At 35.1% G+C, this 9695-nt stretch carries 13 protein-coding genes and 1 pseudogene; 13 read left to right on the top strand and 1 reads right to left on the bottom strand.

All coding sequences use genetic code 11. The annotated features are described in order from the left end of the window. The first annotated feature begins 109 nt into the window (after window positions 1–109). Window positions 110–598: an FUSC family protein gene (locus L950_RS28155; RefSeq protein ID WP_084825524.1), complete on the top strand. Its 489-nt coding sequence runs from the start codon at window positions 110–112 to the stop codon at window positions 596–598. Window positions 599–772: 174 nt separating this feature from the next. On the opposite strand, the gene L950_RS22305 is transcribed toward L950_RS28155, so the two are convergent. After that, window positions 773–1753, bottom strand: coding sequence for a helix-turn-helix transcriptional regulator (locus L950_RS22305; RefSeq protein ID WP_031289774.1), 981 nt, complete (start codon window positions 1751–1753; stop codon window positions 773–775). A gap of 251 nt (window positions 1754–2004) precedes the next feature. Between L950_RS22305 and L950_RS22300 the strand changes: the two genes are divergently transcribed. The 12 genes and pseudogenes from L950_RS22300 (at window position 2005) to L950_RS22255 (ending at window position 9621) form a co-directional block, all read left to right on the top strand. Further along, entirely contained in the window at window positions 2005–2826 is an 822-nt protein-coding gene (locus tag L950_RS22300) for a siderophore-interacting protein (RefSeq protein ID WP_021192320.1), read from the top strand. 162 nt (window positions 2827–2988) lie between these two features. Then, on the top strand, window positions 2989–3369 hold the full coding sequence (locus L950_RS37580) for a DUF6597 domain-containing transcriptional factor (protein ID WP_021192319.1): 381 nt from the start codon (window positions 2989–2991) through the stop codon (window positions 3367–3369). 140 nt (window positions 3370–3509) lie between these two features. Further along, on the top strand, window positions 3510–3692 hold the full coding sequence (locus L950_RS37575; protein ID WP_031289772.1) for a helix-turn-helix domain-containing protein: 183 nt from the start codon (window positions 3510–3512) through the stop codon (window positions 3690–3692). Between the two features lie 202 nt (window positions 3693–3894). Then, window positions 3895–4428 (top strand): MBL fold metallo-hydrolase, encoded by a 534-nt coding sequence (locus L950_RS22290; protein ID WP_231577791.1) that lies wholly within the window; start codon window positions 3895–3897, stop codon window positions 4426–4428. 388 nt (window positions 4429–4816) lie between these two features. Then, window positions 4817–5266, top strand: coding sequence for an O-methyltransferase (locus L950_RS22285; protein ID WP_197086638.1), 450 nt, complete (start codon window positions 4817–4819; stop codon window positions 5264–5266). Next, complete coding sequence (locus L950_RS31010) at window positions 5239–5508, top strand: hypothetical protein (RefSeq protein WP_197086637.1); 270 nt, start codon at window positions 5239–5241, stop codon at window positions 5506–5508. Before L950_RS22285 ends, L950_RS31010 begins: the two co-directional genes overlap by 28 nt. A gap of 189 nt (window positions 5509–5697) precedes the next feature. Further along, entirely contained in the window at window positions 5698–6018 is a 321-nt protein-coding gene (locus tag L950_RS22280) for a GNAT family N-acetyltransferase (RefSeq protein ID WP_021192317.1), read from the top strand. Window positions 6019–6514: 496 nt separating this feature from the next. Continuing rightward, on the top strand, window positions 6515–7066 hold the full coding sequence (locus tag L950_RS22275) for a superoxide dismutase (RefSeq protein ID WP_021192316.1): 552 nt from the start codon (window positions 6515–6517) through the stop codon (window positions 7064–7066). Between the two features lie 31 nt (window positions 7067–7097). Beyond that, window positions 7098–7594 (top strand): annotated as a pseudogene (locus tag L950_RS22270) (DUF2480 family protein). A 13-nt stretch (window positions 7595–7607) separates the two neighbouring features. Continuing rightward, window positions 7608–8177 (top strand): NADPH-dependent FMN reductase, encoded by a 570-nt coding sequence (locus L950_RS22265; RefSeq protein WP_021192313.1) that lies wholly within the window; start codon window positions 7608–7610, stop codon window positions 8175–8177. A 497-nt stretch (window positions 8178–8674) separates the two neighbouring features. Further along, window positions 8675–9019, top strand: coding sequence for a DUF4870 domain-containing protein (locus L950_RS22260; RefSeq protein WP_021192312.1), 345 nt, complete (start codon window positions 8675–8677; stop codon window positions 9017–9019). Window positions 9020–9219: 200 nt separating this feature from the next. Then, the gene (locus L950_RS22255; RefSeq protein ID WP_231577790.1) at window positions 9220–9621 is read left to right on the top strand and encodes a hypothetical protein; all 402 of its coding nucleotides are present in this window, start codon (window positions 9220–9222) and stop codon (window positions 9619–9621) included. Window positions 9622–9695: the final 74 nt, after the last annotated feature.

Here is a 9695-nt window from a genome sequence, read left to right as displayed (position 1 = left end):
AAATTGGTTACGTTGCAATGGGAACCATATTAACCTGTGGTATCGGCTTAATATATAGCTTACTGACTCTAAAAAAGAATAATCAGCCCGAAAATAGCATTCATCGTAAATCGAGTTATCTCAATATTGTAGAATCTCTCATTTTTGGACTCATCATGCTTTCTCCTTAGCTGTAGCATTTTCGTTAAACATTGAAAAACCATATTGGATCCCCATCTCTTGCTTAGCGGTAATGCAGGGAAGCAGTTCTAAGCATATTTGGCTCAGAGCAACACAGCGAATAACAGGAACATTAGTTGGCCTCGGCATTACCTGGCTAATTGCGTCAGGAAACCCAACGCCACTTATTATGGTCATCAGTATTACTCTATTGCAAGTCATCGTAGAATTCTTAGTCGTAAGGAATTATGCAATTGCAGTTGTTTTTATTACGATCCTAACTATTTTCCTCTCCGAATCTGGTAAACAGTTAACTCAAGACACCAACGAGATCTTTTTTGCACGTATGATCGATATTTTTATCGGAAGCGTCATCGGAATGATAGGCGGATGGATTTTATATAATGCCAAATTACTCCATCATGCACGATGCAATTAAGAAAAGCTAGAATATTAATGAAGAAGACAAGCCGCGGTACAGAATAAATAACAAGAAACTATAACAGAGCTTTATATATTTGTAAGCTAAACCTTTATTTACGATTAACAATAGTGAATAAATTAAGCACATTATGTAAGAATGGTATTTATCTAAAAATGAGATCGATGTAGATTACTTTTTAAACTGGCTCGGGATAACACCAAATTTTCTTTTAAAAGCTGCAGAGAAATGACGTGGATTTTTATATCCTATACTGTCAGAAACCTCACTGATACTCATATCCTGCTCGGTGATCATCAGTTTAGCCTGATTCATTTTGGCATCCGTCCAAAATCCAAAAACTGTTGTTCCAAACAACTCTTTAAAACCCTTTTTAAGTGTAAACTCATTTGTACCCACATGATGTGCCAACTCAATCAATGAACAAGCATTATTGAGATTATTCATAATAAACTCCCGTACCGCGTACACTTTATGAATATCTTCCTTTCTTAAAGAAACATGGATGTGAGCCACTTCGCTCAGTTGTTCAAACTGCAACAATAGGAGCTCAATTACCTTTGCCTCGAGAAACATTCTTTTAAAAACATTTTTTCTCTGACAGTTCATAATGTCATCTATAATCTCATACATCTGACGACTAATTCGATTATTTTCAACATTTATTGTCTCTGAATATCCCTTTTCAATTGCATTTCGAAATCTGTCGAATAAAAGAGTATCCTCCGGAAGAAATCTTTTAAAGAATGACGGCGCCAAATTAATCTCAAATAACTGAAAAACATCACTTTCCCATTTCATCTTCCCATTTAGCTGGTTGGCATATATGATATTATGTTGGTGAGAATCAAAACTTACCTCTTTTTTAAAATGCTCTGTGATCGCAGTACTTTTACCTTTTAGAGCAAAATGCATCTCTACTGTTTCAAAATCACTTTCAAAGTACAGCATTAGATTGTTGGACAAAATAGCATCACCAAAACCAATATGTACTCCCTCAAAATATATTTCACGGTAACATCCCTTTCCGATTGGAAGTTCGAGATGAGTTGTATATTCCTGTATTCCACCATCCGATGCAGGTAAAACATCCGGATACTCTTTTTCCAAAAGCAAATTAGAGATATCGGTATTGTACAATCGTAGCGTCATTATATGTTAAATTTTGATTCAGTTTCTCCTTCTCGCGGATCTTTTATTCCTTTTCACAGACCTTTTTAGGGTAATTAACTTCTTATATTTGCACAAATATATAAATTATTTAGAATTATTCTTAATAGTAAGATTGAATATGCAACGCTCGGCTTATCATCATTCCCATCAAATGCAGATGCGCAAAATGAATAATCACGTTGCAGATTTTCAAGAGACCATTGAGCAAATAAGTTAATCAAACGTATAAAATGAGTAAACAAAATTTCAAACCCCTAAAGGCTACATTAACCGTAAACCGTAAAGCATATATTACACCGCATTATATTCGCATATACCTCACGGGCAAAAGTGTTCCATCATTCAGTAATACGACAATCGGAGTCAATAACAAGATACTTATACCTCCCGCGGGGATCGGCACTGTTTATTTTCCAGAATTTGATTATGACAAAAAGCAGTGGAAACCCCAACCCGATGAGATTCGCCCTATAGTTCGAACCTACACACATAGGGGTATCAATCTTCAAAAAAAAGAAATTTATATTGACTTTGTTGCACATGGTGATGAAGGACCTGCATCTTCTTGGGCCATTCATGCTCAAAAAGGTGATCTACTGGGTGTTTTAATGAAAGATGGTAAAAGTGAATTATACGGTAAAGCAGCGAACTATCTCTTAGTAGGTGATGCAACTGCCATTCCGGTACTTGGAGCAATATTAGAGGATCTGCCCGAGACAGCTAAAGGTATCTGTATCATCGAAGTACACAGCAAAGAGGATGAACAGCAATTATCGACCAAAGCGGATATCAAATTTATTTGGCTCTACAACTCCAGTCCTCAATTAGGCAGTAACATAGCAGCAGTTGTTAAACAACAATTACTTCCAGAGCACTCCCGCTCGGGTTATGTAGCGGCAGAATTTTCTTCTGTGAAAGAAATACGTCATTATTTACGAAAAGAAAAAGGCTGGAAACAAGAAGAACTTTATGCGTACTCCTACTGGAAATCTGGTGTAGCAGAAGATAAATCGGCCACAGAAAGACATGAGGAAAATGAAAGTGGAAAATGATAAAAACGAATGCAATAACTATCTTAGTTAAATAATTATCACAGGGGTGATTTACTTGTAACACCCCTTATTTCAGATTTGGTTAGTGTAGAATTGCATAGACAATATTAAAATGCTTTTTGCCCATGCATAATACAACAAATTCATTTTAAAGGTCAAAATATGAAAATATCAAAAATACAACCTCCACCGGATCTAAGAAGTGTAATTTATGAATTCTGGCACACTGTTGTCCCTAATTCCTCTTCCGCTATTGAATCCTATAAAATCTTTGCTGACGGAGCACCTGGTATAATTTTTCAGCATAACAACGGAAATTCAAACTTATATAGGGATACTGTCCCGCTACCCATTACTTTTATGTACGGTCAAAAGAGCGCCAGCCCTTGTACCAACTTCATACATGGACAATCTAGCATCTTTGGCGTCAGTTTTCAACCTGCCACAGTCAAACAATTATTTTCGATTAACAGTTACGAACTGACCGATTCACTGGTGGATATGAATATTTTTTTTCAAAAACCTTCACCGAAACATTATTAGAAGCTAGATCTGTCCAGCATCTTGTTGAGTTATTCAGTCAAGAAATTTATCAAAAGCTCTTACGGGCAAAAAAGGAGCACATCATCCAAGAAAGTGTCCATAGAATCCGTAATTGTGAAAGTCACATTGATTCCGCTTTATTGGCTCAGCAATATTGTCTATCCAGAAGGCAATTTCAGCGTAAATTCAAAGAAGAAGTAGGTGTCAGTCCTGAATCATATTTCAGAATTGTTAAATTTCAGAAATCCCTCCAGTTATTAAAAAACGGGCAGTACAATAGACTAAGTGATATTGCATATAAACTTGGATATGCAGATCACTGACATTTTAGTAGAGAATTTAAATTATTTTCCAGCTTTTCTCCAAAAGAATTTTTAGAATTACAATTGCCCAAAAATACTTATGAAACTGACAAAATTGAAGATATAGGCCCACTGCGTATTATGAAACATTAACAATAATGTCGCTACAGTTCTATGATACCAACAACAGGGACCTTTTCTTTGTCTTATAGAACAACTCATAATGGAAAAAATAAAAATACATCATCTAAATTGTGTAGAAATCCAGTCTCCAATGGATCTTAGGGCTATAGGTCACTGCCTATTATTGGAAACTAAAAATAGACTCATAATGATCGATACAGGAATTGGATTAGTTGACATACAAAATCCTATCGAACGGATTGGTAAAGAAGCTATTGAAATGGTTGGCTACCGGTTTGACGAATCTCAAACTGCTATTCGTCAAATCGAAAAGCTAGGTTTAGATCCTTCAAGAGTTACCGATTGTATTATATCACATTTGGACAACGATCATATTGGAGGTCTTCCCGACTTTCCGAACGCAACAGTTCATGTAGGTTTAGAAGAATATATTAATTTCAACTCTGGAAACCCAAGATATCTGCAAACACCCTTGCTCCATAATCCAAAGATCGTAACTTATGGGCCATCAGAAAGTAATTGGTACGGGCTTGAATCCAGACCCATCAACGTCGGTTCAATAGGCTTATCGTTCATCCTTTGTTTGGACATAGCCACGGTCATTGCGGGATAGCAATAGATCTTGATCCGAGTAGCCTTTTTTACGTTGCAGATGCCTATTATCTTCGAGAGGAGTTAAAGGATGATACTCATCCGGTGTGTAAGCTCGCGGAAAATAGAGCCGACAATAATGAGCTCAGAATAGCAACATTAAACAACATACGTCAGTTTGTCGCTCAAAATCCTGAAATAAAAGTTTTTGGTTATCACGACATTAACGAATTCAATCAATTTAGCATTAATTTATAAGGTAAACGCATGTCATAAAAATAACTACCTTTAATATGTCTATGAGCAAGCGGAGCACAAATTTCCGTAAAAACGTATAGAAATCAAAGTTAGCTTTTAAAGAAATCTGCTTCATTAAGTGAAAAACAATATTTACGCTTAACCAAAATAATATGCCTAAAGTAAAACCGGAATTATTCGCTTTTTTAGATGATTCAAAAATAGAAGCCACACTTTCCAGACTATATACAGAAGCATTGAAACAAGGATGGTCAATGGTATTTCATTTCCTACCAAAAGCATTCAAAATGTTTGGAAAAGGAATTGATTGGAAAATGGAAAAAGAATCTTTTTATGATGACAAATATATCCCCATATTGCCTTACCAAGGTACATTTTTATATATGCAGGCTAGGGCATTAAATGCCAAAAACATTGTCGAATTCGGAACTTCTTTTGGGATTTCAACGATCTACCTTGCAAAAGCGGCAAAAGACAATGGTGGAAAAGTGATATCCACAGAATATATGCCGCATAAAGTCAAAATAGCGCGACAAAATATTGAAGAAGCAGGATTATCCGAGTACGCAGACATATGGGAGGCGATGCTAGAGAAACTTTAAGAAACATAAACGAACCTATTGATTTTGTACTGCTTGACGGATGGCCGGATCTTGTTTTTCCTATTTTCAAGTTATTGGAACCAAATCTAAAAAAGGGTGCAGTTATTATAGTCGATGATGTCCAGGGCTTTCAGCCTTCTATGCAGGACTATCTGGATTATATCAGAAAGCCTGAAAACGGCTATATATCAACTACAATACGGCCTAAAAAAGCGATGGAATTTACCATTAAAATAAGTTAAAAGACTAAGAACTTAGATTTACAAGGAAAATAATAGTTATTTATAGATTATAAGCAAGCATATGTGGAGCATATTAAGAACAAATTCAGATCATCAAGATTTTAAAACTCTAACAATCCAATTAGACCAAGATCTCGCTATTAAAAATGGTGATATAAATGATTTTTTGCGCAGTACAACAAAATAGAATTGATTAAGCATGTTGTCATTGTTTATATAAATGACGAACCTGTGGGGTGTGGTGCATTAAAAGAATATGAGGAAAGCACGATCGAGATTAAACGTATGTTTGTTTCTATTGGACAAAGAGGAAATGGAATTGCCGGCACAATATTAAAAGAATTGGAGCATTGGGCAAAAGAATTGGATTATAAACGATGTATTTTAGAAACCGGTAATAAGATGATTGAAGCCATTGGTTTATATAAAAAACATGCATTTACTATAATTCCAAACTATGGTCAATATACAGGTATCGCAAGTAGCATTTGCTTTGAAAAAAATATTTAACTTTATTTTTTCCAAAGCAAGTGCTAAACAAGTAATATCATTCCCAGAAACTTTTGATAGACTAAAACAACTAAATTTAATGTGAATCCAAATCTATTGAACTATACTTAGCAATCTATATTAAGATAAATAAAACATTATACCTTTAATAATATCTAAAAACTGTCGTTTAAATTTGCTTTCCTCAAGATTTTAAACTCCGAATATTCCGTGCCATGAGCACCCATACTTGAATTTAAGAACAGTTTTTCTATAGGTACATCGTTGCAATTCTTCTTCGCTGCTCAACAAGCTGTAATTTTTACGTGCCAAATTGAAGCCTATATCAACATAATTTCTAGCCCCATAATAAAACAAGATTAAACTTGCTTTATTAAGTTAATCTCTTTAAATTTGTTCAAGGATTTAATTAAAACAGTTATACTATGAGCAAATTTGAACTCCCTGCCCTTCTCTATACCTACGAAGCACTAGAGCCACACTTGACACCCAGACTATGACCATCCACCATAGTCGCCATCATCAAGCATATGTGGATAATTTAAACAAGGCACTTGAACAAGACGACATCAAAAACCTGGAACTTCCTGATTTAATTAAACATATCAGTAAATACAGTCCAGCGGTGCGTAATAATGGAGGCGGTCATTATAATCACTCCCTTTTCTGGAGTATCCTTTCACCCACAGCAAAAACTACTCCTGAAGGAAGATTGGTCGAGGCCATCAACCGGAGCTTTGGTAGTCTTGATCAACTTAAAGAAGAAATTAAAAAACTAGGATTAGGACAGTTTGGTTCAGGCTGGGCTTGGTTATTTGTTTCCTACAGTGGTGCGCTAGCGATTAGCAGTACGCCAAATCAAGATAATCCACTGATGGATATTAATGTAAAAAATCGAGGATTGCCTATACTAGGGGTGGATATTTGGGAACATGCCTATTACCTCAAATATCAAAACAAAAGAGCCGATTATCTAGATGCTTTCTGGTCAGTATTAGACTGGGCTGCTGTTGAAAAAAAATACGAAGAGGCTCTTTCAACAATTTAAATTAGTGCAACCATCTATAAATAAACGCAAAATGGCAGAGGAACAATTTATAAATAAAGTAACTGCATCTGGCATAATCGCTTTCGATCTGCTGGACTTTATGCCAGCAGATGAAATAGCAGAATTTGATATTAAAAACCTACTTTTATGGGCATGATTGTAAAAGAGAAAGAATTCAAAATAGCTATTTCAGAAATTGATTTTTCCGTATTTGTGGCAAAAACAGTTGCAGTGTACTGTTCAGCTGATGCCATTATTCCACCCTGGGTATATATGATTATAGCCGATAAACTACAACCTCATGCCGCTCATTTTGATTTCATAGATGTTGATTCTATGAAATTAGAACTGTGGAAATCAAATATTGAAAATGCATCTATCTCATCATTTAAAAATCAAAAAGTAGTCCTCCGCGCACGGCCTGATTTACATCCCGCACTCTATATGTTAGCAACTCAACGTTTAAAACCTATTGTAAGAACACTTATGTATGGTGAAATCGGTCTGCCTAAAGTCATTTTTAAATAATAAAATAAGCGCTATGAAAGCAATAATATTTAACGGAGCATTAGAACGAAGATCATCTTCTACCTCAAACCTATTATCCAGATACATAAAATCAGGATTAGAAAATTTCGGCATTGAAAATCACATATTTGACCTTGCAGATAGTGGTATTCCGCTATTCGACTGTACATTGACCAGAATACCTAATGGTGTACAGGTTATGAACAACCTGTTTCGGGAGGCCGATATACACTTCTGGTTAGCTCCATTATACCATGGAAGCATCCCTGGGGTCATGAAAAACTGTTTAGACTGGCTAGAGGTAAGTGCTAAGAAAAATAATCCATACCTAACAGATAAAACAGTGGCTCTAGTATGTTGGGCAGATGGGGTACAAGCGATGCAAGGAATCAATACCATGGATGCTATCGCCAAATCACTCCGGGCATGGCCACTTCCTTACAGTGTGCCAATTTCAAAAAAAGAATTATTTGATCCGAACATAAGTGGAGAAATTTCGCAGACATACAAAGACAGGCTAAATCTGTTGATCAATTTAGCTACAACAAAAACCATTACCGCTATACCAGCAATAAATCAATAAGAATGATCAAAATAGTTTTTTTAATAATTGAAATAGCTACAACAGATCTATTTATGTTATTCAAGACCGATTTACATGTCTATTACACTGTATAATGATCATAGCTAACGATACACAGTACAGCCGCTGTTATGTGATCAAAATTTCACCTTTCAAAAAATAATTATCAAAATCTAAGATATAAGCTTTAGATTTTGATAATTAACAAACCATACCTTGATTCATCTCGTTGATATCGATTACATCATAAAAAGGTTTATATCGCGATGTTTTCTATTGGAGCGTGAATAGTGATTAACCAAAAATAGTACTGAACATTTCATCAAAAGAATTAAATATTGGTCTAACCAACTCTTTTCATTATACAGTGCCGACTTTCTAGGTTATTGAGATCATTTTAATCCCAATACTATTCTCGTATTATAAATACCCCCAATTTCGGCTATAGTTTCAAAAAGGCAAAGCTTCTAAATTTGGAGAAAATAAAATAATTAGTTATGAGAGAGTATAAAAAGTTTTCGGCAGACACAAACAATGGAAAGACAGTTGCAATAATAGCCTATTTAACCATCATCGGCCTTGTCGCCGCACTTGTTATGAATAGTAAAAATGCGACCAATTTAGGAAGATTTCATATTCGCCAAAGTATCGGAATAACCGTTACTGCACTAGTTGCCGGCATTTTAAGATTTATTCCCATGGTTGGTAATATTTTAGTATCTGTCATCGGAATTGCTATTCTTGTGATGCTTGTTTTAGGTATCCTAAGTGCTGTTAAAGGAGAAGAAAAAGAGTTGCCATTTATCGGACATCTTTACCAAAAATGGTTCTCATTGATTTAATATCATAAAAAAGGAAGTGTCATAGTTGAATACTTCCTTTTTTATACACTCCTTCACAATCACCCTCTTTTACATAGAAGCCCATCTTATAACGAATTTAAATTCATCTTTAACTAATTTAAAATGCTGTTCAAAATTTATTCAATAACATTGTATTTTTATAAAAACAGAGAACTAACCATACAATAATAAAACGCTATATGGCAACAAAAATAAAAATACCAGCTCTGCTGTTAGCATCACTCGGTCTTATATCCCTATCCTCTTGCAATGGTTCATCCATCGATACCATTAAAGCAATGGAATCCAATTATGACAATGAGGATAAATCTATAACATTAATTGGTGAATTTCATGCTCCCCTATTTACTTTCTCATCAGGTAAATCAACGTTCATACCGATGAATTTCGTTGTAAAATCCAGCGCATTCAGCTCGGAAAAATTTACTGCAACCAGTGTTATTCTTCCTATTGGAACGAATAAGAATAACGTGTTATTTGAGATTCCAATGGACCAAAAAAATACTCACTTAAAGATTTTTACGTTGTTGATAATACTGGAGAAAAGATTAATCTCGAAAACCATACGACATATGAGATGACAGGTACAGTACATTACACTGAGTTAGAAAAACCTGAAAGCGAACGAGACAACGTATCCGTCCTATGAAGTACG

This window comes from Sphingobacterium sp. IITKGP-BTPF85, assembly GCF_001006065.1.
In the GTDB taxonomy this organism is placed as follows: domain Bacteria; phylum Bacteroidota; class Bacteroidia; order Sphingobacteriales; family Sphingobacteriaceae; genus Sphingobacterium; species Sphingobacterium anhuiense.
The sequence above is the reverse complement of the archived record's forward strand: the minus strand, read 5'-3'. Positions and strand labels throughout refer to the sequence as shown.